General features: G+C 60.3%; 14 protein-coding genes. 7 read left to right on the top strand and 7 right to left on the bottom strand.

The annotated features are described in order from the left end of the window. Window positions 1-116 precede the first annotated feature (116 nt). A complete protein-coding gene (gene mltF / locus PMI01S_RS26425; RefSeq protein ID WP_084323042.1) occupies window positions 117-1,577 on the bottom strand; it encodes a membrane-bound lytic murein transglycosylase MltF in 1,461 nt (486 codons plus the stop codon). Between the two features lie 274 nt (window positions 1,578-1,851). Here mltF and purL point away from each other — a divergent pair, with 274 nt between their 5' ends. Both purL and PMI01S_RS26415 read left to right on the top strand, forming a co-directional pair. Then, window positions 1,852-5,748, top strand: coding sequence for a phosphoribosylformylglycinamidine synthase (purL, locus tag PMI01S_RS26420; protein WP_084323041.1), 3,897 nt, complete (start codon window positions 1,852-1,854; stop codon window positions 5,746-5,748). A 5-nt stretch (window positions 5,749-5,753) separates the two neighbouring features. Continuing rightward, complete coding sequence (locus PMI01S_RS26415; RefSeq protein WP_084323040.1) at window positions 5,754-6,065, top strand: YqfO family protein; 312 nt, start codon at window positions 5,754-5,756, stop codon at window positions 6,063-6,065. Between the two features lie 242 nt (window positions 6,066-6,307). Here the strand turns inward: PMI01S_RS26415 and PMI01S_RS26410 are convergent, their stop codons facing one another. Next, complete coding sequence (locus PMI01S_RS26410; protein WP_084323039.1) at window positions 6,308-8,716, bottom strand: glucose/quinate/shikimate family membrane-bound PQQ-dependent dehydrogenase; 2,409 nt, start codon at window positions 8,714-8,716, stop codon at window positions 6,308-6,310. A 212-nt stretch (window positions 8,717-8,928) separates the two neighbouring features. Next, on the bottom strand, window positions 8,929-10,311 hold the full coding sequence (locus PMI01S_RS26405) for a carbohydrate porin (protein ID WP_084323038.1): 1,383 nt from the start codon (window positions 10,309-10,311) through the stop codon (window positions 8,929-8,931). A 390-nt stretch (window positions 10,312-10,701) separates the two neighbouring features. Between PMI01S_RS26405 and PMI01S_RS26400 the strand changes: the two genes are divergently transcribed. Next, window positions 10,702-10,932: a VF530 family protein gene (locus PMI01S_RS26400; RefSeq protein ID WP_007903672.1), complete on the top strand. Its 231-nt coding sequence runs from the start codon at window positions 10,702-10,704 to the stop codon at window positions 10,930-10,932. A gap of 2 nt (window positions 10,933-10,934) precedes the next feature. Continuing rightward, window positions 10,935-11,588: a Pr6Pr family membrane protein gene (locus tag PMI01S_RS26395; RefSeq protein WP_084323037.1), complete on the top strand. Its 654-nt coding sequence runs from the start codon at window positions 10,935-10,937 to the stop codon at window positions 11,586-11,588. Window positions 11,589-11,696: 108 nt separating this feature from the next. Here PMI01S_RS26395 and PMI01S_RS26390 read toward each other — a convergent pair whose 3' ends face one another. From PMI01S_RS26390 to PMI01S_RS26380, 3 genes are all read right to left on the bottom strand, one after another. Then, window positions 11,697-12,479: a siderophore-interacting protein gene (locus PMI01S_RS26390; RefSeq protein ID WP_084323036.1), complete on the bottom strand. Its 783-nt coding sequence runs from the start codon at window positions 12,477-12,479 to the stop codon at window positions 11,697-11,699. Next, window positions 12,476-13,051, bottom strand: a complete 576-nt coding sequence (locus PMI01S_RS26385; protein WP_084323035.1) for a PadR family transcriptional regulator — start codon at window positions 13,049-13,051, stop codon at window positions 12,476-12,478. The genes PMI01S_RS26390 and PMI01S_RS26385 overlap by 4 nt, the downstream gene beginning before the upstream one ends. Window positions 13,052-13,207: 156 nt before the next feature. Next, the gene (locus PMI01S_RS26380) at window positions 13,208-16,324 is read right to left on the bottom strand and encodes a transglycosylase domain-containing protein (protein WP_084323034.1); all 3,117 of its coding nucleotides are present in this window, start codon (window positions 16,322-16,324) and stop codon (window positions 13,208-13,210) included. Between the two features lie 667 nt (window positions 16,325-16,991). On the opposite strand from PMI01S_RS26380, the gene PMI01S_RS26375 reads away from it, so the two are divergent. After that, a complete protein-coding gene (locus tag PMI01S_RS26375; protein WP_084323033.1) occupies window positions 16,992-18,404 on the top strand; it encodes an amino acid permease in 1,413 nt (470 codons plus the stop codon). Between the two features lie 67 nt (window positions 18,405-18,471). On the opposite strand, the gene PMI01S_RS26370 is transcribed toward PMI01S_RS26375, so the two are convergent. Continuing rightward, window positions 18,472-19,620: an OpgC family protein gene (locus tag PMI01S_RS26370; protein ID WP_084323032.1), complete on the bottom strand. Its 1,149-nt coding sequence runs from the start codon at window positions 19,618-19,620 to the stop codon at window positions 18,472-18,474. A gap of 249 nt (window positions 19,621-19,869) precedes the next feature. Between PMI01S_RS26370 and PMI01S_RS26365 the strand changes: the two genes are divergently transcribed. Together PMI01S_RS26365 and PMI01S_RS26360 are read left to right on the top strand one after the other, a co-directional pair. Beyond that, window positions 19,870-20,811, top strand: a complete 942-nt coding sequence (locus PMI01S_RS26365; protein WP_084323031.1) for a glycosyltransferase family 2 protein — start codon at window positions 19,870-19,872, stop codon at window positions 20,809-20,811. A gap of 1 nt (window position 20,812) precedes the next feature. Continuing rightward, entirely contained in the window at window positions 20,813-22,321 is a 1,509-nt protein-coding gene (locus tag PMI01S_RS26360) for a glucosyltransferase domain-containing protein (protein WP_084323030.1), read from the top strand. Window positions 22,322-22,333 lie beyond the last annotated feature (12 nt).

Raw genomic sequence — 22,333 nt, 5'->3', positions numbered from 1 at the left:
ACCAAAATGTGGGAGCGGGCTTGCTCGCGAAGGCGGTATATCAGTCGACATCAACGTTAACTGACACACTGCCTTCGCGAGCAAGCCCGCTCCCACATTTGATCGTCGCTGTTTTGTTAAAGCTGCGGGGTTTCCTGATTCGGCTTGGTCTTGTCGACTCCCGGCACATGCAGATTGCCCTCGGCGACCTGATTGCCCTCCAGCTGCGGCTGCGTCACCCACGTCAGGATGTCGTAGTAGCGACGGATGTTCGCCACAAAATGCACCGGCTCGCCGCCGCGGGCGTAGCCGTAACGGGTTTTGCTGTACCACTTTTTTTCGGACAGGCGCGGCAGGATCTTCTTCACGTCCAGCCACTTGTCCGGGTTCAGCCCTTCCTTGGCCGCCAGTTTGCGCGCGTCATCCAGGTGACCGCTGCCGACGTTATAGGCCGCCAGTGCAAACCAGGTGCGGTCCGGCTCCTGGATCGATTCGTCCAGCTGCTCCTTCATATAAGCCAGGTACTTCGCGCCGCCCATGATGCTTTGCTTGGGGTCCAGGCGATTGGACACGCCCATGGCCTGTGCGGTGTTCTGGGTCAGCATCATCAAGCCGCGGACGCCGGTCTTCGAGGTGACGGCTGCTTGCCACAGCGATTCCTGATAACCGACCGCCGCCAGCAGGCGCCAGTCGACTTTCTCTTTCTTGGCGTAGGTTTTGAAGTGCTGCTCGTACTTGGGCAGCCGTTGCTGCAAGTGCTGCGCGAAGGTGGTGGCGCCCATGTAGCCGAGTACATCGACGTGCCCGTAGTAGCGGTCTTTCAGGCGTTGCAGAGTGCCGTTCTTCTTCACCTTGTCGAGGTAGTCGTTGATCTCGTTGAGCAGGCTGTTGTCGTCGCCGGCCGCGACGGCCCAGCTCTGGTTGCTGGCGTCACCGAGGTCAAAGGCGACCCGAATGTTGGTGAAGTAGACCTGGTTCATTGCCACTTCGTTGGAGTCGACCAGGGTCAGGTCGATCTGGCCTTCATCCACCATGCGCAGCAGGTCGACGACTTCAACCGCGTCGGACTCTTCGTACTCAATGCCGGGAAATTTCTGTTTCAGCTCCGCCAGTTGCCCGGCGTGGGTGCTGCCCTTGAGCACCATGATCTTCTTGCCGACCAGATCCTTTGCATCGGTCGGCCGCGACTGGCCATTGCGATAGATGATCTGCGGGGTGACTTCCAGGTAGGAGTGGGAAAACCGCACCTGCTTCTTGCGCGCTTCGCTGCTGACCAGGCCGGCTGCTGCGATGACCGGGCCGTTGGGCTTGCCCACCTGGTTGAACAGGTCGTCGAGGTTGTCGGCGGTTTCGATCTTGAGTTCGACCCCCAGATCCTCGGCGAAGCGCTTCACCAGCTCGTATTCGAAGCCGGTTTCACCGTTGCGATCCTGAAAGTAGGTGGCGGGGCTGTTTCGGGTAACCACCCGCAGCACGCCATCCTCCTTTACGCGCTCCAGCGTGTTGGGTTTATCAACACAGCCACTGAGCACCAGGAAGAGTCCGGTTGCGATCAGCCATTTGGCGTACCGCGGACGCAAAGCCGTTGGGGAAAACATCTGCGCAGTATACGCAAAGGACCACGAGCGCCATATCTCGACAGCGAAGGCCTTGTCTGCTAGAGAGCGAAAAACCACTCTGGAGCCCGCAGGAATGGGCCTGCTTCCCATTTTGTGACACAAAAAATAACACCTGGCGGACCGCTGTTGCAGGCCTGAATACCCGGCCCGACGTCCGGGTGACGCCGCCCGTACCGTTTCGGGTGATGTCGCGGGCGGTTTAGGCTAGAATGCACGGCCTCAAAGCACACCCCTTCCCGAGGCTGTCCCGAAGATGTTGATCCTGCGCGGCGCTCCTGCCCTTTCTGCCTTTCGCCACAGCAAACTCCTTGAGCAACTGAGCCAGAAGGTTTCGGCTGTCAGCGGCTTGTATGCTGAATTCGCTCACTTCGCCGAAGTTACCGGCGTCCTGACCGGCGACGAACAGCAGGTGCTCGCGCGCCTTCTGAAGTACGGTCCAAGCGTTCCGGTCCAAGAACCGACCGGTCGCCTGTTCCTGGTGTTGCCGCGTTTCGGCACCATCTCGCCGTGGTCCAGTAAAGCCAGCGACATCGCTCGCAATTGCGGGCTGAGCAAGATCCAGCGCCTGGAGCGCGGCATCGCGTTCTACGTGGCCGGCCAGTTCAGCGACGCCGATGCGCAGCTGATCTCTGACGCGCTGCACGACCGCATGACCCAGATCGTTCTCGGCAACCTTGAACAGGCCGCCGGCCTGTTCAGCCATGCCGAGCCGAAACCGCTGACCGCGATCGACGTCCTGGGCGGCGGCCGCGCCGCGCTGGAAAAAGCCAACACCGAGCTGGGCCTGGCCCTGGCCGAAGACGAGATCGACTACCTGGTCAATGCCTTCGTCGGCTTGAAGCGCAACCCGCACGACATCGAACTGATGATGTTCGCCCAGGCGAACTCCGAGCACTGCCGTCACAAGATCTTCAACGCCAGTTGGGACATCGACGGTCAGAGCCAGGAAAAAAGCCTGTTCGGCATGATCAAGAACACTTACCAGATGCACAGCGAAGGCGTTCTGTCCGCTTACAAGGACAACGCTTCGGTGATCGTCGGTAACGTGGCCGGCCGTTTCTTCCCGGACCCTGAAACCCGCCAGTACGGCGCGGTGCAGGAACCGGTGCACATCCTGATGAAAGTCGAAACTCACAACCACCCGACCGCGATCGCTCCGTTCCCGGGTGCGTCCACCGGTTCCGGTGGCGAGATTCGCGACGAAGGCGCGACCGGTCGTGGCGCCAAGCCAAAGGCCGGCCTGACCGGCTTCACCGTATCCAACCTGCAGATCCCGGGCTTCGAACAGCCGTGGGAAGTGCCATACGGCAAGCCTGAGCGCATCGTCACCGCGCTGGACATCATGATCGAAGGCCCACTGGGCGGCGCCGCGTTCAACAACGAATTCGGTCGTCCGGCCCTGACCGGTTATTTCCGTACCTTCGAACAGTCGATCACCACCCCGCGTGGCGACGAAGTTCGTGGTTACCACAAGCCGATCATGCTGGCCGGCGGCATGGGTAACATCCGTGCCGAACACGTACAGAAAGGCGAGATCACCGTCGGTTCCAAGCTGATCGTACTCGGCGGCCCGGCGATGTTGATCGGTCTGGGTGGCGGCGCGGCTTCCTCCATGGCCACCGGCACCAGCTCGGCTGACCTGGACTTCGCTTCGGTACAGCGCGAAAACCCTGAGATGGAACGTCGCTGCCAGGAAGTCATCGACCGTTGCTGGCAGCTGGGCGACAAGAACCCGATCAGCTTCATCCACGACGTGGGCGCGGGCGGTCTGTCCAACGCGTTCCCGGAACTGGTGAACGACGGCAACCGTGGCGGTCGCTTCGAACTGCGCAACATTCCAAACGACGAGCCGGGCATGGCCCCGCACGAAATCTGGAGTAACGAATCCCAGGAACGTTACGTCCTGGCGGTTGGCCCGGCGGACTTCGAACGCTTCCAGGCGATCTGTGAACGTGAGCGTTGCCCGTTTGCCGTGGTCGGCGAGGCCACTGCCGAGCCGCAACTGACGGTCACCGACAGCCACTTCGGCAACAGCCCGGTGGACATGCCGCTGGAAGTGCTGCTGGGCAAAGCCCCGCGCATGCACCGTTCGGCCGTTCGTGAAAACGAACTGGGTGACGACTTCGATCCGTCGACACTCGAGATTGCCGACTGCGTCGAACGCGTTCTGCATCACCCGGCCGTGGCGAGCAAAAGCTTCCTGATCACCATCGGCGACCGCACCATCACCGGCCTCGTGGCCCGTGACCAGATGGTCGGCCCGTGGCAGGTTCCGGTGGCCGACGTTGCCGTCACCGCCACCAGCTTCGACGTCTACACCGGTGAAGCCATGGCCATGGGCGAGCGTACTCCGCTGGCACTGCTGGACGCTCCTGCGTCGGGCCGCATGGCCATCGGCGAAACCCTGACCAACATCGCCGCGTCGCGCATCAACAAGATCTCCGACATCAAGTTGTCGGCGAACTGGATGTCCGCGGCCGGTCACCCGGGTGAAGACGCGCGTCTGTACGACACCGTTAAAGCGGTCGGCATGGAACTGTGCCCTGACCTGGGCATCACCATTCCGGTGGGCAAGGACTCCATGTCCATGGCCACGCGCTGGAATGACAATGGCGAAGACAAGACCGTCACCTCGCCGATGTCCCTGATCGTGACCGGTTTCGCGCCAGTGGCTGACATCCGTCAGACCCTGACCCCGGAATTGCGCATGAACAAAGGCACCACCGACCTGATCCTGATCGACCTGGGTCGTGGCCAGAACCGCATGGGCGCCTCGATCCTGGCCCAGGTTCACGGCAAGCTCGGCTCGCAAGCGCCGGACGTCGATGATGCCGAAGACCTGAAAGCTTTCTTCGCCGTGATCCAGGGCCTCAACGCCGACGGTCACCTGCTGGCGTATCACGACCGTTCCGACGGTGGTCTGCTGACCAGCGTTGTGGAAATGGCCTTCGCCGGCCACTGCGGCCTGAGCCTGAACCTCGACGGTCTGGCAGAAACCTCCGCCGACATCGCCGCGATCCTGTTCAACGAAGAACTGGGCGCCGTGATTCAGGTTCGTCAGGACGCCACCCCGGACATCCTCGCGCAGTTCAGCGCTGCTGGCCTGGGCGACTGCGTGTCGGTGATCGGTCAGCCGATGAACAACGGCGAGATCAACATCACCTTCAATGGCGACACGGTGTTCGAAGGTCAGCGTCGTCTGCTGCAACGTCAGTGGGCCGAAACCAGCTACCAGATCCAGCGTCTGCGCGATAACGCCGACTGCGCCGAACAAGAGTTCGACGTGCTGCTGGAAGAAGACAATCCGGGCCTGAGCGTCAAGCTGAGCTACGACGTCAACCAGGACGTCGCTGCGCCTTACATCAAGAAAGGCATCCGCCCACAGGTTGCCGTGCTGCGTGAGCAGGGCGTCAACGGCCAGGTGGAAATGGCCGCCGCGTTCGACCGCGCAGGTTTCAATGCGATCGACGTGCACATGAGCGACATCCTGGCCGGCCGTGTCGACCTGAACGACTTCAAGGGCATGGTCGCTTGCGGCGGTTTCTCCTACGGCGACGTGTTGGGTGCCGGTGAAGGCTGGGCCAAGTCCGCGCTGTTCAACAGCCGTGCTCGCGATGCGTTCCAGGGTTTCTTCGAACGTAACGACAGCTTCACCCTCGGCGTGTGCAACGGTTGCCAGATGATGTCCAACCTGCATGAGCTGATTCCGGGCAGCGAGTTCTGGCCGCACTTCGTGCGTAACCGTTCCGAGCAGTTCGAAGCCCGCGTTGCGATGGTTCAGGTCCAGGAGTCGAACTCGATCTTCCTGCAGGGCATGGCCGGTTCGCGCATGCCGATCGCCATCGCGCACGGTGAAGGTCATGCCGAGTTCGAAAGCGAGGAAGCGTTGCTGGAAGCCGATCTGTCGGGTTGCGTGGCGATGCGTTTCGTCGACAACCACGGCAAGGTCACCGAAAACTACCCGGCCAACCCGAACGGTTCGCCGCGCGGGATCACCGGTTTGACCAGCCGCGACGGCCGCGTAACGATCATGATGCCGCACCCGGAGCGTGTGTTCCGCGCTGTGCAGAACTCGTGGCGTTCGGAAGACTGGAACGAAGATGCACCGTGGATGCGTATGTTCCGTAACGCTCGTGTGTGGGTTAACTAAGCGCCGTGTACAAGCTTAGCTTTTTTGTTCCTGACAGCCATGTCGAGGTGGTCAAGAGCGCCGTATTCGCTGCCGGTGGCGGGCGGATCGGGGCTTACGATCACTGCGCGTGGCAGGTGTTGGGCCAGGGCCAGTTTCGCCCATTGGACGGCAGTCAGCCGTTCATTGGCGAAGCGGGGCAGGTCGAACGGGTCGAGGAATGGAAAGTTGAGCTGGTGGTGGCGGATGAGTTGATCCAGTCGGTGGTGGCGGCTTTGAAACAGAGCCATCCCTACGAGACACCGGCTTACGAAGTGTGGCGGCTGGAGGATTTTTGATCCTCTGGCTGCTGTAATGAAAAACCCGCTTCGGCGGGTTTTTTGTTGCCTGCAATTCATCGAACCTACACCGCCCTTGTAGGAGCCGGCTTGCTGGCGATGGCGGTTTAACAATCAACGTTGAGGGTGGCTGTTCAACCGCTTCGCCAGCAAGCCGGCTCCTACAAGGGATAGCGTTCATTCATCCACAAAAAAGGCGACTTCCCTCGCGGGAGTCGCCTTTTCTTTACCGCCGCTAAAACTTACTCGGACAGTTTGTACGCAATCACATAGTCACCTTGCTTGGTGCCCAGCGAACCGTGACCGCCCGCAACGACCAGCACGTATTGCTTGCCGTCCTTGCCGGTGTAGGTCATCGGCGTGGTTTGCGCGCCTGCAGGCAGGCGACCTTCCCACAACTGCTTACCGTTTTTCACGTCGTAGGCACGCAGGTACTGGTCAAGGGTGCCACTCAGGAAGCCAACGCCACCACCAGTGGTGATGGTGCCACCCAGGCTAGGCACGCCCATGCTCAGCGGGATCGGAACCGGCGAGCTGTCGCGCACGGTGCCGTTCTTGTGCTTCCACAGGACTTTGGCGGTGGTCAGATCGATCGCCGCCACATAGCCCCACGCCGGTGCCTGGCACGGCAGGCCCATTGGCGACAGCAGTGCTTCGAGGACCACGCCGTACGGCGCGCCTTTGTTCGGCTGCACGCCTTCGGTTTCGCTTTTACGCGGGCCTTGGGCAGCGATTTCGGCGGCCGGGATCATTTTCGATTTGAACGCCATGTAGCTCGGGTTCACGAAAGCGATCTGGCGCACCGGGTCAACCGAGATGCCGCCCCAGTCGAACACGCCGAAGTTGCCTGGGTACACGATCGAACCCTGCAGCGACGGCGGGGTGAACGGGCCGTCGTAGCGCATGGACTTGAAGTCGATCCGGCAGATCAGTTGGTCGAACGGCGTCACGCCCCACATGTCGCGCTCTTGCAGAGGCGGCGGCATGAGGTTGAGGTCGGATTTCGGTTGGGTCGGCGAGGTGTGATCACCTTCGACAGCGCCTTGCGGAACCGGCACTTCGTTGATCGGCACGATCGGTTGGCCGGTGCTGCGATCCAGCACGTAGATGCTGCCTTGCTTGGTGGACGCGAGAACCGCCGGCTTCACGCCGTCAGTGGTTTTCAGGTCCATCAGGGTTGGCTGGCCACCGACATCCATGTCCCACAGGTCATGGTGGGTGAACTGCATGTGCCAGCGCACGTGCCCGGTGTTGATGTCGAGCGCGGTCAGGCCGGCGGCGTGCAGTTCCGATTCAGGGGTGCGCGCACCACCGAACTGGTCCGGGGTCTGGTTGCCCATCGGCAAGTAGAGCATGCCGAGTTTTTCGTCGACGGCGAACATGGACCACATGTTCGGCGAGTTGCGGGTGTAGACCTTGCCTTCGGCAATCGGCGTGGTGTCGTCCGGGTTGCCGCTGTCCCAGTTCCACACCAGTTTGCCGGTGTGCACGTCGAACGCGCGGATCACGCCGCTTGGCTCGTCGGTGGAAACGTTATCGGTGACGTGACCGCCAATCACCACCAGGTCTTTGGTGACGGCTGGAGGCGAGGTGGAGTAGTAGCCACCGGCGTTGAAGCCGCCGATGTTGGCGCTCAGGTCGACCTGGCCTTTGTTGCCGAAGTCTTCGCACATCTTGCCGGTGTCGGCGTTCAGGGCGATCAGACGGGTGTCGGCGGTCGGCAGGAAGATACGGCGCGGGCAGACGCTGGCGACGGGAGCGCTGGCAGTGCCGGTCGGGCTCTGCTCGGACGCGTAAACGGCGTCATCGTGATACGACACGCCACGGCAGGTCATGTGCGCCCAACCCTTGAAGTTCGCCGCGTTCTGCGTGGAGAGCTTCGGATCGAAACGCCAGATTTCCTTGCCGGTGTCCGGGTCAAGCGCGATCACCTGGCTGTGCGGCGTGCAGACGTAGAGCATGCCGTTGACTTTCAGCGGGGTGTTTTCGGCGGTGGTTTCACCCGGATCGTTCGGCCCCGGCAGGTCGCCGGTGCGGTAGGTCCAGGCCGGAACGAGCTTGTTCACGTTCTGCGGGGTGATTTGCGCCAGTGGCGAGTAACGATCACCGTGGGCGCTGCGGCCGTAGGAATTCCAGTCGCCATCCGGCATGGCTGGCGCGGTGTTGGTCATGCCCGGGACGCTGTCGCGGTCCAGTTGGCCCTTGATTTCACCGGGGTTGGTGAACTGGCTGGCCAGTGCGGCAACGCCCGCCAGCACCACGGCGATGCTCAGTGCGCCGGTGCCCATCGGTGCGGGACCGGTGATCAGCAGTGGGCGACGGAACCATGGCAGCAACATGACGATGCCAAGGGCGAACAACATGGCCAGGCGCGGCACCAGTTGCCACCAGTCCAGACCGACTTCCCACAGGGCCCACACGGTACTGGCGAACAGCACTAATGCGTAAAGCCCCAGGGCTGCGCGACGGGCAAGAATCAGCAACACCCCGGTCAGTGCCAGGCCGATACCGGCCAGCAGGTAATACAGCGAGCCGCCGAGCATGCTCAGCTTGATCCCCCCGGCCAGCATGGCCAGGCCCATTAGCAGAAGCAGAATGCCGAGCAGGGTCGGCAATAGACGGCTTCGACTCAAAGCACCATCAGTGCTCATAGTGTGGTTCTCCGTGAAGTTTCAAGTAGTCCCGCGCAAGTTCACTGTAGATGACGATCCGGCGCGGGCGTGGTTCATATAAAAAAGGTTCGGTTAATGCAGTCCCTGTAGGAGCCGGCTTGCTGGCGATAGCGGTGTGTCAGGCGATAAATGTTTGACTGAGATACCGCTATCGCCAGCAAGCCGGCTCCTACAGGGGGTTGCGTTGTTCTTTAGAACGATGACTGGATCTTGATCCCGCCAATCAGCGCGTCATCGACCTTGTCCACGCCACCGGGGTGGCGGATGTATTGCAGGTTCGGGCGCACGGTCAGCCAGTTCGTGACGTGCACGCCGTAATAGAGTTCGGCGCTGTATTCGGTGTCCTGCGGCGGCAGGAAGCTCGGGTCATCGAAGTCGTAGACCGCGCGTGCCTGGTTGCTTGCCTCGGCGTTCTTGCGGTACGCCGGATTGACGTGAACCCGGGCCATGGCGAAACCGATGTCGTCCTTGGCGCGTGCATCGAACACGCCTTTGTAGACGACACCTGCCTGCACATAGTTGTCGATGGCGTTGGTCTTCTTGTCGTGCATCGTGCCGTTGGCGAACACACTCAAACCGCGCGAGTGATCGCTGGCAAGGCTGGTGATCTGCTGCTGAATACCGAGCCACACGCCATGCTTGCTCGACGCGCTGCGATAGGCTTCGCCGCTCAGGGCAGCGGGCTGGCCATTGCTGTCCTTGTAGGCGTCGGTCGCGTTGGCATTGCTGTAGTAATAACCGGCGCGGTATTCGCCGGGCAGGCCGTTGAGTTTCGGCGTCCACACCAGTTCCACTGGCAGGATCGCGCCCTGGGTACCACTGCCGCTAAGCTTGAAACCATTGCCGCGATCGAGGTTCGACGGGTTTTGCTCATACGCGCCGACTTGCGCATACAGCTGCGGCGTCAGGTGATATTTGACCCGCACCGCCCATTGGCTGACCGGCCAGTTGTACCAGATGCCACCGACCCAGTTGCCAACCTGAGAGCCGCAGAACGCCAGGTTCTGGAAGTCGCAGGGGAAACTGTTGAAGTCTTCGCCTTCGCCGAAACGGCCAACTTTGATGTCGAGTTTGCGGTCGATGAATTTCTGCTGATACCACATTTGCGTCAGGCGCCAGGTTTGCCCGCGGCCCCAGACTTCCTGAGCTGAAGTGAAACCACCGACTCGCGGATCGTTGATGCGGTCGTTGCTGATGTTGTTGCCGTTGCGCTCAGTGATGGTCAGCTGAAATTCTGCGTCATGCCAGCCCAGAATCTTCTGCAAGTCCAGATGAGCGCCGAGGCCGAACTGATCGCTGTAGCGGGCGGTACGATCGTGGTCGTAGCCACCGTGCAGATTGCTGCCCATTTCGCCGGTGTAATCGACCTTGAAGTCGTAGCCTTTTTCCGAAAGTTCGGTGCGAGTGCCGTTCCAGTCGCCGAGCATCCAGGGTGATTCGCTATCGAACGCGGGAGCGGCCTGGGTGCAAGTGGCAAGGCTCAAAGCGGTAAACCCACCGATCAGATTCAGGGCTTTTCGGTTGGCAACAGCAGTGCAGACAGCGCTGTCTCGCGGAGTTTGAAAATAAGGCATAAGGAAGAAATTCTGGGTCTTTTTCTGAGGAATGAACGGATACAGCAGAAGTGAAGCAGGTAGCGGAAGCGTTTCAGCTTAACGGGCGCAAGGATAATGTTCTGTTACAAATAGAGAAAGACCTTTTGCCGAGATGAATTCTTTCGGATTTGGTAACAGTCAGAACACCCTGTAGGAGCCGGCTTGCTGGCGATGGCGGCGCATCAGTCAACGCTGATATCGCCTGACACTTCGCTATCGCCAGCAAGCCGGCTCCTGCAATGAATTGCGTTCAGATGATCCGTCACCTTTGACCTACATTTATCAGATAGCGCACAGAACCCTTCCACCCGACCACCCCCTCGGCTAAGGTGCGCGGCTTCCCATCCTTACATCGCTCGAAGGCCCGGCATGACCGAACAGAACAACAACCCGCTGCACGGCGTGACGCTGGAGCAGATCCTTAACGCTCTGGTGGAACATTACGAATGGTCGGGCCTGGCCGAGCGTATCGACATTCGCTGCTTCAAGAGTGACCCGAGTATCAAGTCGAGCCTGACGTTCCTGCGCAAAACCCCGTGGGCGCGGGAGAAGGTTGAACGCCTGTATGTGAAGTTGATGCGCACCAAGCGTCCGCTCTGAACATGGTCAACCTGTCGACGCCAGGTGCTGCCGCGAGGCGTCGTTTTGTTGCGGTGTCCGCGGTGCTGGGCTGGACGGGGCTGGCCATTCAGCTGTACCTGATTCTCTACTCGCGCTGGAGTCTGGAGGCCAGTCTGCTGGGGGGGCTGGTGAGCTTTTTCAGTTACTTCACGGTGCTGACCAATACGCTGGTGGCGACCGTACTGACCTGCGAATGGACGTCCCGCGACTCGGCGGTGCGACGCTGGTTTTTGCAGCCTTGGGTGAGCAGCGGGATTGCGGTGAGCATCGCCGTGGTCGGCCTTGCCTACAACATTCTGTTGCGCCATCTGTGGCATCCCGAAGGCTGGCAATGGCTGGCCGATGAGCTGATGCATGACGTCATGCCGCTGCTGTTTCTGGCCTGGTGGTTTTACTGTGTGCCGAAGGGCACGTTGCGTCTTTGGCACATCGCACTGTGGGTGATCTACCCGCTGGTGTACTTCGCCTATGCATTGTTGCGTGGGCATCTGCTGGCGGCTTATCCGTACCCATTCATTGATGTGGACACGCTGGGTTATCCACAGGTGTTTGCGAATGCAGGCGGATTGTTGGCGGGGTTTTTGGTGATTGCCTTGGTGCTGATCGCACTGGATCGGTGGCGGCGATACGCCTGAATCACACGGACCTGTAGGAGCCGGCTTGCTGGCGATGGCGTCCTTGAAATCGATGCAGGGTTCAAGGGACCTATCGCCAGCAAGCCGGCTCCTACAGTTTGTATGGCGTTATTCCTCGTCGCTGTCGTCCAGGCGCCAATAGCCGACGGCCTTGACGAACTGTTCATTCAACCCGTGCTCATCCAGCAACACCCGACGAATCTGTCGTGACACTTTCGTCTCGGTCGCCACCCACGCGTACAGATTGCCGCTGGGCACCTGCAACTCTTTCACGGTGGTCAGCAGATTGTTCCTGCCGCCCTCGCGCAACACCCAGATGACGTTGACTTGCGCGGCGCTTTCCAGGCGCTGCTGCTCGGCGCCGTTTTCCACTTCCACAATCACCAGCGCACGACGATTGGCCGCCAGCCCTTCCAGGCGACGGGCGATGGCGGGCAGGGCGGTTTCATCGCCGATCAGCAAATAGCTGTCGAAGATGTCCGGCACGATCATCGAGCCCCGTGGCCCGCCGATGTGCAGGAATTGCCCCGGTTTGGCCTGTTCGGCCCAGGTCGAGGCAGGGCCGTCGCCGTGCAGCACGAAGTCGATGTCCAGTTCCAGCGTGTCCAGGTCGTAGCGGCGCGGCGTGTAGTCACGCATCGCCGGCATCGGCCCATTGTCCTTTCCGGCGCCAAGTACCAGGGTTTCCAGCGCCGCTTGTTCCGCCGCGTTCTGCGGGAACAACAGTTTGACGTGGTCATCGGTGCCGAGGCTGACGAAGCCAGCCAACTCTGGCCCACCCAAGGTAATCCGGCGCATGCGCGGGGTCAGGTCGACCACGCGCAGCACTTGCAGGCGACGGCGTTTGATCTCGTGCATCACACGGTGAATGGTTTGGATCACTTCAGTCATTCGGCTTGCTCCGATGCGGTTGGAACGGCTGGGCCGTCGACGATGGCTTTGGCGGTGTCGTTGAGCAGGGCGGCGACGCGCTGGATTTCTTCAACGCTCCAGCGGCCGTGGTGCAGTTGCAAGGCATGACGCAGGTTGTGCACCGCTTCGTGAATTTCCGGCGGGCGATCATGGCCTCGCAGCGAACGTTTGCTGACATCGATGCGCACCCGCACACCTTCGAGAGCGACGGATTGCTCGCTCAATGACAGACGTCCGGCGTCGGTCACGCTGTAGCGTTTTTTGCCACCCTCGGCGTCACCCAGAATCATTTCGCTTTCTTCCAGAAACGTCAGGGTCGGGTAGATCACGCCGGGGCTGGGGCTGTAGGCGCCGTCGAACATGCCTTCGATCTGGCGGATCAGGTCGTAGCCGTGGCAGGGCTGCTCGGCAATCAGTGCCAGCAGCAGCAATTTCAGGTCGCCGGGGGCAAATACCCGTGGCCCGCGACCGCCGCGCTCGCGGCCGGGACGTTTTTCGAAGCCGTCGCGGCCATCGCCGTGTTCGCGGTGGGGGGAATGATGGTCTCTCATTTTTCCTTCTCTCTGTCGTGTTTAGATACAACTTAAGATATATCTTATTGAGAAGGCAAGGTAGGGCGACCAACGGTCGAAGAGGCCGCGACCGGCCGCGTTTGAGCGACCTCTGTGCAGAAGGGGGATATATCTGGGGGGATCAGGAAGGCAGTGTCAGCGCCGGGCGACCTCAACCGGCAGGCATCCGGTGTGACTTCCCGGTTGCAGGTACGGTGTCAGAATTGGCGCCATGCCTTTGAGCACTTGTACCGGCAATGCGGAGGTGAACTTGAAGGCTTCGGCCGTGCGTCCCGGCACGAAGGCGGTCAATGTCCCGAAGTGGGTGTCGCCGATGTAGAACACGAAGGTCGCCGTACGGTTGATCGACTTCGAACTGAGAATCCGCCCGCCGGAACCGATGGCTTCGATGCGGTTATCCCCGGTGCCGGTCTTGCCGCCCATGGCCAATGGTTTGCCATCGGACGTGATGAAACTGCCGGACACGCGTTTCGCCGTACCGGCATCCACCACTTGCGACAGGGCCTCGCGCATGGCTGCGGCCACTTCGGACGGCATCACCCGTTTGCCGGCGTCCGGGTCATTGATCAACTTGGTTTCATACGGTGTATTCGCCGCGAAGTGCAGGGTGTCGATGCGCAGTGTCGGCATGCGCACGCCGTCGTTGAGGATGGTGCCGATCAGCTCGCCCAGCGCCGCCGGACGGTCGCCGGAACTGCCGATAGCGGTGGCCAGCGACGGCACCAGGTGATCGAACGGGTAGCCGACTTTCTGCCAGCGCGCGTGAATGTCGAGAAACGCCTCGATCTCCAGCATGGTGCGGATACGGCTGTCGCGGGCGCCCTTGTGACGACTCTTGAACAGCCAGCTATAGACTTCCTGACGCTCGAACTGACTGGCTTTGACGATCTGGCTCCACTTGGCATCCGGGTTGTTCAGCAGGTAGCCCATCAGCCACAAGTCCAGCGGGTGAACCTTGGCGATGAAGCCCTGGTCCGGCAAGTCGTAGATGCCGGGGCTGTAATTTTCGTAGAGCCGTTGGAGGCGTTCATCCGTGAGTTTTTCGGTGAGTTTGACGCCTGTGAGGTGCGCGCGCACAAAGGCGTTGAAGCTTTCCTGGCTGGCTTGCGGCAGCAGATAACGATGCACGGCGGCGATGCGAATCGGCGTCGGGCGCATGCTGTCGAGGAACGTTTCGAGGCGTGCCTGGGTGTCCTTGTTTTTGTATTTTTTCCAGAACTTGAGCAGGAACGAGGTGCCCTCGCGGTCGGCGAATTCGGCCAGGTATTCCTGACGCCGAGGGTCGCGGTCGTCCCCGAGCAGTGCAGCGCTGTTGTTCGGGCCGGAGTAGGTGGTATAGCGCACCAGATCCCGCATCAGCCGAATGAACGGCAGGTTGATCGATTCACGCAGGGCATCGCGCAGGGTCGGTATGCGGCCGTTGTCTTCCTTGCGGAAGTTGACGAAGGTGTGCAGCCCGCCACCGGTGAAAAAAGCTTCGCCAGGGCTGGCCGAATACTTGCGGTCCAGGGCGGCGCCGAGCATGGCCGGCAGATTGCGATCCTTGTTCTCGATCAGGTAATCGACGGCCCAGCGGCTCAGGCGATCCTGATCCGGAACGTCGACTTTCTTCAATTCCGGTACGGTCATCTCGGCGTACTTCTCGTGCAGCTCGGCGATGATTTGCAGGTAAGTCGTCAGCACGCGCATTTTCGCGGTGGAGCCCAATTCCAGCTTGCTGCCTTCGTTGATGTCGAACGGCTGATCGGTGCTGTCGGTCTGCACTCGCACCCGTGAGCCGTCCGGGGTCAGTTCGAACAGCGTGAAGCTGTAGCGCACTTGCGTGGTGCTGGTGGGCGTGAGCAGGCGTTCACCCATCAGGCCGATTTGCGTTGCAAAGACCGGGTCGGCCAGATGCTTGAGGTATTCGGTGGCCTGGGTTTGCAGGTCGCCTTGCAGGGTGGTGGTGGCCGACAGGTCGAGGCGATCGAGGTCGTACAGCGGCCGATTGAGCAAGCCGCCCAGTCGACTGCGCGCCACGCTGATGCCTTTGTTGGTTTCGATCGGTTGAATGGTTGGCTGGGTCTGCCAGTCGCGGTAGGTCACTTTACTGGCCAGTGCGGCCGCCGCAAACGGCGCATCGATCACGTTGTTCTGTGCCAGCAGACGAATGTGACTGTCGGTGAGGTCGGCCAGTTCGTCACGGCCCTTGGTCAGGTAGTGGGAAGGGCGGCGCTGGGCGATCATCAGCGACAGCATCTCACGCAAGGCCAGGCCTTTTTCCGCCATGCTCTTGGGATCCGTATCGGTACTGGCCAGCCGTTCATTGGCTTTTGTGAAATCGGCGCCGTACCAGACGCGCAAACCTTCGGCCATGCCGTGTACTTCGCCGTGCCCCGGCACGGCCGACAGCGGTACGCTGTTGAGGTAATCGCGCACCACGTTTTTGCGAACCTCAAGGGTTTCCGGGCCGGCCTGATAGGCGCGCACGGTCGCGGAAATCATCTGGCGGATTTTTTCCGCCCCCGACACCGTCAAGCCATCCGGTGAGTGACGGTACTTTTCCAGTTGCGTCGCCAGGGTACTGCCGCCCGCAGACTGGCCGGGCATGTGCAGCAATTTGGCAACCTGCGACCACGCGGCCATGCCGAACCGCGGCCAATCCACGGCGGGGTTGGCCCGGGGTTGACGAGGGTCGAGCAGGAAGCGGTTTTCGATGAACAGCAAACTGTTGACCACCACGGGCGGGATCGCATCGAAGCTTGAATAGAGTTGTTGCGGATATTTGTACTGATACAACGGCGCGGCCCGGCAATCGGTGATCAGCAAACCGGCCTGGATCTTCTCCGGATAGGGCACGAAAAAGCCCTTGTCGCTGTAGTCCATCAGCGCCTGGGAGAAACGGGTCTGGGCCGAGATGACGTAATCACGCTTGAGCAGCCGCGGCAGGAATTCACCCAGCGAGCTATAGCCCAATCGCAGATCGAACGGCCCGGCACCGGGGTAGCGAATGGCGTCGCTGGGGCCGGGTTGCAAATCGTATTTCAGGGTCGCGGCAAATTTGCTGACTTCCCGGGATTGAAGTTTCGAGGTGCGCATTTCCTTGGCGGCAGCCAGACCCACGACAATCGCGATTATCAACAGCAACAACCAGAAGGCACCCCAGCCGTGTTTCGTGCGACTACGGCGAGGTTTTTCGGGTAAAGGCGCTTCATCCACACGTTCAGTCGGAACCACAGTTTTACTCGAATCGGTTTGCCACAAAGCACCCATAGTCGACTGATCCATTCACGCAGATTGATCGGACTTGTCTGAAGCTTAGTCGGTGGTTGGCAATGGGGAAAATATTGTGAATACACAAATATCATGGATCCACTGCGACTGATGGCGAGGACGCTTTTGTGGCGAGGCGGCTTGCCCCCGTTCGGCTGCGCAGCAGTCGTAAACCCTTCAAACGCGATCTCTTTGAAAGAACGGGGATGACTGGTTTGGGGCGGCTGCGCCACCCAACGGGGCGGTGCGACGTTTCGCTAAATCCCCTCGCCACAAAGGCACCTCCACCCAAAAGGCAATGTGATGCTCTGGAATGCTTGAACTAGAGAGGTCGACGGGTAAATGCCGCGCAGGCAGGGGCATGACGTTGCACCAATACCGTGCAATACTCGGCGGCGTGTTAAATGGCGAAAAATCCTACAAAACCAAGACAATTCATCTCCTGAAATCGCGTTTTTATCGAGATGTACGCCTGAATTTTGTGATTTATAGAGTGAAATTCTCTGACGTCAGCTTTTTATACTGCACGCCCCGCTGATCCTGAAGGTTTTGTCCTACAGGACGGTTCTGCCCACGAAGCAGTACCGGTTCAGTCAAGCAATGGTTTATCAGCCAGCGCTTCGACACTCGGTGGTCATATCCAATAACAAGACGAGGTTGTACCCCTATGCCAGTCGGCAATCACCTGCCCCACGGCGAGACCGCTCAAGGCGGCCCGCTTAAACGCGAACTCGGCGAACGGCATATTCGCTTGATGGCGCTCGGTGCCTGTATCGGCGTCGGTCTGTTCCTCGGTTCGGCCAAAGCCATCGAAATGGCCGGCCCGGCCATCATGCTGTCCTACATCATCGGCGGTCTGGCGATCCTGGTGATTATGCGCGCCCTCGGCGAGATGGCGGTGCACAACCCGGTCGCCGGCTCCTTCAGCCGTTATGCCCAAGACTACCTCGGCCCCTTGGCGGGTTTCCTGACCGGCTGGAACTATTGGTTCCTGTGGCTGGTGACCTGCGTTGCGGAAATCACCGCGGTGGCGGTTTACATGGGCGTCTGGTTCCCCGAGGTGCCGCGCTGGATCTGGGCACTGGCGGCGCTGGTCAGCATGGGCTCGATCAACCTGATCGCGGTGAAAGCCTTCGGTGAATTCGAATTCTGGTTTGCCCTGATCAAGATCGTCACCATCATTGCGATGGTGGTTGGCGGCGTCGGTGTGATCGCGTTCGGTTTCGGTAACGACGGTGTGGCGCTGGGGATTTCCAACCTCTGGGCCCACGGCGGCTTCATGCCCAACGGCGTGCAAGGCGTGCTGATGTCCCTGCAAATGGTGATGTTCGCTTACCTCGGCGTCGAGATGATCGGCCTGACCGCGGGTGAAGCGAAGAACCCGCAGAAGACCATCCCCAATGCAATCGGCTCGGTGTTCTGGCGGATTCTGCTGTTCTACGTCGGCGCGTTGTTCGTGATTCTGTCGATTTATCCGTGGAATGAAATCGGCACCCAAGGCAGCCCGTTCGTGATGACGTTCGAGCGCCTGGGCATCAAGACCGCCGCCGGTATCATCAACTTTGTGGTGATCACCGCAGCGCTGTCGTCATGCAACGGTGGCATTTTCAGCACCGGGCGCATGCTTTACAGCCTGGCGCAGAATGGCCAGGCCCCGGCCGGTTTCGCCAAGACGTCGAACAACGGCGTGCCGCGTCGTGCATTGCTGCTGTCGATTTTCGCCTTGCTGCTGGGCGTTCTGCTCAACTACCTGGTGCCTGAGAAAGTCTTCGTCTGGGTGACGGCGATTGCCACCTTCGGCGCCATCTGGACCTGGGTGATGATCCTGCTGGCCCAGCTCAAGTTCCGCAAAGGCCTGAGTGCCAGCGAACGGGCCGGCCTGAAATACAGGATGTGGCTGTACCCGGTCAGCTCGTACCTGGCGCTGGCGTTCCTGGTGTTGGTGGTCGGTCTGATGGCGTACTTCCCGGACACCCGCGTGGCGCTGTATGTAGGCCCGGCGTTCCTGGTGTTGCTGACGGTGTTGTTTTATGTGTTCAAGCTGCAGCCGACTGGTGTTGCGGTGCGCTCTGCGGCCTAGGGATTGGATATGTACACCCGAAAGAAAATGGCCGCCGGATAGATCGCTATCACCGACAAACCAGCCCCTACAAAGAGATCCGTTCAGCTACCGAACGCTGCGACCTGTTGACCGACTGGTTCAACCGTTTATTGAACTCCAGCCAGGCCCCCAGCAACGCCATCAACCCCGCCCCCACCAAGGCTGTGAATATCTGCATGGCAAACGCATCGTCGGTCATGGCATTGACCATGTCCGCCAACGGCGCCAACAACACGCCGAGGCAAAAGATTTCCAGCGAATAACGCCCCATGCGACAACTTTGCTGCGCCAGCCAGTTTTGCGTCCAGCCGGTATCGGGCAACAGCTTCGCCGTGACATACGCCAGCGCCAGAAAGTGCAGCAACCGCACCGGCGACAAGTCAGTCTTGCTGATCGGGTACAACAGGTTGCTCAGCCACGCAGGCATCAGCGCGTCATGAATTTCCGGCCACCGCCAGGAGACGGTCAGCATGCCGGTAACCACCACATACACCACGGCACTGACAAACAACGGCCGGCGCAGCAACGGGCGCGCGTCAGGTAACCGGGGGTGCTGCCCGTAAGTCGCCGCCGCGCCGCCCAACACAAACAGCAGTTGCCAGACCACGGGATTGAAATACCACACGCCATCCTTGATGGCCGCCAGGTTCCAGCCGAACCACGGCGCCAACAGGTACACGGTCAACGACACGGCCACCACCGCCCACGGTTTACGCACCAGCATCGGCAACACCAGCGGCAATCCGGCCAGCAGCACGATGTACAACGGCAGCGGGTCCATGAGGTTGGGTTTGAAGCGCAGCAGCAGTTCATCCACCAGGGCTTGCTGCGGGTTGGTGATGAAATGGTGCATGCCCATTTCTTCCACCAGATCCCGGGTTTCCACATGGCTGTTGGCGAAGAACACGATGCCCATCAGCATCGCCAGCAGGAAAATATGCACCACGTAGAGCACCCAGGCGCGGCGCAGGATCTTCACGCAGGCGATCAGATAACCATCGCGCTGAAGGATTTTGCCGTAGGCCAGGACCGCCGCATAACCAGCCAGAAACACGAAGATTTCGGCGGCATCGCTGAAACCGAAGTTACGCGGGGTGATTTGACCGAGGGGGTTGTGAGGCACGTGATCCCAGAAGATGAAGATCAGCGCCAGGCCTCGAAAAAAGTCGATTCGGTGATCGCGTTCAAACGTCATGACAGCGGGGCTCGTGAACGGGTGTTGTATTAAGAATGGATGGAGGCGCCGAAGGTTGCGCGCCGCGCAGGGTGGCGTGATTCGTGGGCAATTGCAAAACCCCGATATTACTGGATGTCTCAGATGCCCGCCCTGACCTAAGCTGGTTGTAAGGGGCCGCCCACTGGTCTGGCAGACCGATGGCGCGCAAGAACAACGGCGGACGGCCTCTGTCGAACAGTTACACGGCATTGTTCAGGAGCGTGAAACGTGAAGGTTTCGCTGATCGTTCCGGTCTTCAACGAAGAGCAGGCGATCGTCCTGTTCTATCAGGCGGTGCGCCGCGAGTTGAGGCTCGTCGGCAGTGAGGTCGAGATCGTGTTCATCAACGATGGCAGTTCCGATGGCACGGCAGAGCAGGCCAAAGCGCTGGCGCAGACCGACGCACTGGTGCTGCTGATCAACTTTTCGCGCAACTTCGGCAAGGAGCCGGCCCTGTTCGCCGGCCTGGAATATGCGACGGGCGACGCGGTGATCCCCATGGATGTCGATCTGCAGGACCCGATCAGTGTCATTCCGCGGTTGATAGACGAGTGGCAGAAAGGCGCGGATGTGGTGCTCGCCAAACGCCGCAATCGAGCCACCGATGGTTACCTGAAACGCCACACCGCCTCGCTGTTCTACCATGTGCTGAACCGTATTTCGTACACCCGGATAGAGGAAAACGTTGGCGATTTCCGGTTGATGGATCGCAAGGTGGTCGACGTCATTCGTACCTTGCCCGAGCACCAGTTGTTCATGAAGGGCGTGCTGTCGTGGGCCGGGTTCAACACCGTGGTGGTGGAGTACGAGCGCGAAAGAAGGGTGGTGGGGAACAGCAAGTTCAATGGCTGGAAACTCTGGAACCTGGCCCTCGAAGGCGTGACATCGTTCAGTACGGTGCCGTTGCGCTTGTGGACGTACATCGGCGGCAGCATTTCGATCTTCGCGGTGCTTTACGCGGTGTACATGGTTCTGGACAAGATTTTCTTCGGCAACAACGTCCCCGGTTACCCGTCGCTGATGACTGCCATTCTGTTTCTTGGCGGTGTGCAGTTGATCGGCATCGGCATCCTCGGCGAGTACGTCGGGCGGATCTACATCGAAGCCAAGCATCGGCCGCGCTATGTGGTGAAAGACATCGTCGGTGGCAAAGACCGGCTCGGGCTATAGCATGGGCCGGCTCAGCGATTTTCTCGGTAAAGAACTCGGGCCACGCCAGGTCTGGCTGTTTTTTCTGCTCGCGACGTTGCTGTATGTCGTGCCGCTGATTCTTGCGGACTTCCCGTACATCGATGACAACTGGCGTTCGCTGTCGGCCGGCATGGCCTGGGCAGAGCAGGGACGCTTGTTCACCCAGCTGTTCTACAACCTGCTGACGTTTGGCAACGCCGCGCCGAACATCTTTCCGTTGCCCCTGTTGATCGCCACGCTGGCCATGGCCTCGGCGTTGACCCGGCTGACATTTCATTACTTTCCACAACCGACGATTGCCTGTTGCCTGGTGCCGCTGCCACTCTGGTACAACCCGTTTTTTCTGCAGAACCTGTCTTATCAATACGACGGTCCCGCCATGGCCTTGAGCCTGGTGGCGGTGATCTATGCGATCACTTTTCGTCACCCCTCGCGCAGCCGGCAATGGTTGGTGCCGGCACTGCTGATTGCACTGGCGCTGGGGCTGTATCAGATCAGCCTGAATGTGTTTCTGGGCTTGTGTTGCCTGGAACTGCTCAGGGGCGTGAATGACCGAGTGGCCTGGCCGCAGTTGTGCGGGTTGATCGGCTGGAAACTGGCGCAGGTCACCCTGGGCTGGCTGATTTACTGCGCCAGTGCCGTGGCCTTCATGAGTCAGGATCGCGCGTTGTTATTGAACTGGGCCGCCGCGCCGCTGCTGCAATTGCACGTCAACATCGGCAGAGTGCTGGAAAAGGTCGTGTTGCTGTTTCACGGCGGATTCGCCTGGGTGTTCGCTGCGCTGTTGCTCTGCGCGATTGCCGGTGCAATCCAGGTGGGACTGCAGGTGCGAGCGCGTCCGGACAGCGGACTGAAGAAAGGCCTGATCGGCCTGCTGTGTCTGCTGACCTTGCCGGCTGTGACGCTGTTGGTGTCGGGTGTCGCGCTGTTTTTCCGTGACTTCAACGAGGGCGCCCGGACCTTGATGGGTTTCGCCGTGCTGCTGGTGCTGTTGTTCTACTTGAGCCACCTGGCGCTGGCGCAGATCCATGAACGGCTGCCGTTGTTGCTGGTGCTGCCATTGCTGGCGATGTTGTCGTTGTCGTTCGCTTACGGTCGGGTGCTGACGGTGCAGAAAGCCTTCTCGACCAGTGCGCTGTTCAGCCTCGAGCACGACATAGCGGCTCATCGACAACTGCGCGAGGCCAAGCGGATCTACATGTCGGTGACGTACTCCGATCACTGGTTGCTGGCTGCCGCAGGTTCGTTCAAGCAGATGCCGGTGTTGCACTATCTGCTCAACATCGACTTTTTCATGTTGGCCGAGAACCTGCCGAAAGTGGGCATCACCAACGTGGTCGCGGAGAAGGAGCATCGCAATGCGACGCGCGTGGGGTATCTGGGGTATCCGGCGCTGGTGGAGCGCCAGTACTACCGGATTTATCTGTTGGGTGATTACGGTTTCATCGTCATGAAAGAGCCAGCCCCGATCAAGGCGCTTCGCTGGTGAAGCGCCTCGCTG

Source organism: Pseudomonas migulae NBRC 103157 (genome assembly GCF_002091715.1).
GTDB classification, from domain to species: domain Bacteria; phylum Pseudomonadota; class Gammaproteobacteria; order Pseudomonadales; family Pseudomonadaceae; genus Aquipseudomonas; species Aquipseudomonas migulae_A.
This window is presented reverse-complemented; position numbering and strand designations above follow the sequence as displayed.

Bases quoted from the DNA above. Each gene is read 5' to 3' on its own strand.
- mltF (WP_084323042.1), bottom strand. From the start codon at position 1,577: ATGTTTTCCCCAACGGCTTTGCGTCCGCGGTACGCCAAATGGCTGATC.
- purL (WP_084323041.1), top strand. From the start codon at position 1,852: ATGTTGATCCTGCGCGGCGCTCCTGCCCTTTCTGCCTTTCGCCACAGC.
- PMI01S_RS26410 (WP_084323039.1), bottom strand. From the start codon at position 8,716: ATGAGCACTGATGGTGCTTTGAGTCGAAGCCGTCTATTGCCGACCCTG.
- PMI01S_RS26405 (WP_084323038.1), bottom strand. From the start codon at position 10,311: ATGCCTTATTTTCAAACTCCGCGAGACAGCGCTGTCTGCACTGCTGTT.
- PMI01S_RS26400 (WP_007903672.1), top strand. From the start codon at position 10,702: ATGACCGAACAGAACAACAACCCGCTGCACGGCGTGACGCTGGAGCAG.
- PMI01S_RS26395 (WP_084323037.1), top strand. From the start codon at position 10,935: ATGGTCAACCTGTCGACGCCAGGTGCTGCCGCGAGGCGTCGTTTTGTT.
- PMI01S_RS26390 (WP_084323036.1), bottom strand. From the start codon at position 12,479: ATGACTGAAGTGATCCAAACCATTCACCGTGTGATGCACGAGATCAAA.
- PMI01S_RS26385 (WP_084323035.1), bottom strand. From the start codon at position 13,051: ATGAGAGACCATCATTCCCCCCACCGCGAACACGGCGATGGCCGCGAC.
- PMI01S_RS26380 (WP_084323034.1), bottom strand. From the start codon at position 16,324: ATGGGTGCTTTGTGGCAAACCGATTCGAGTAAAACTGTGGTTCCGACT.
- PMI01S_RS26375 (WP_084323033.1), top strand. From the start codon at position 16,992: ATGCCAGTCGGCAATCACCTGCCCCACGGCGAGACCGCTCAAGGCGGC.
- PMI01S_RS26370 (WP_084323032.1), bottom strand. From the start codon at position 19,620: ATGACGTTTGAACGCGATCACCGAATCGACTTTTTTCGAGGCCTGGCG.
- PMI01S_RS26360 (WP_084323030.1), top strand. From the start codon at position 20,813: ATGGGCCGGCTCAGCGATTTTCTCGGTAAAGAACTCGGGCCACGCCAG.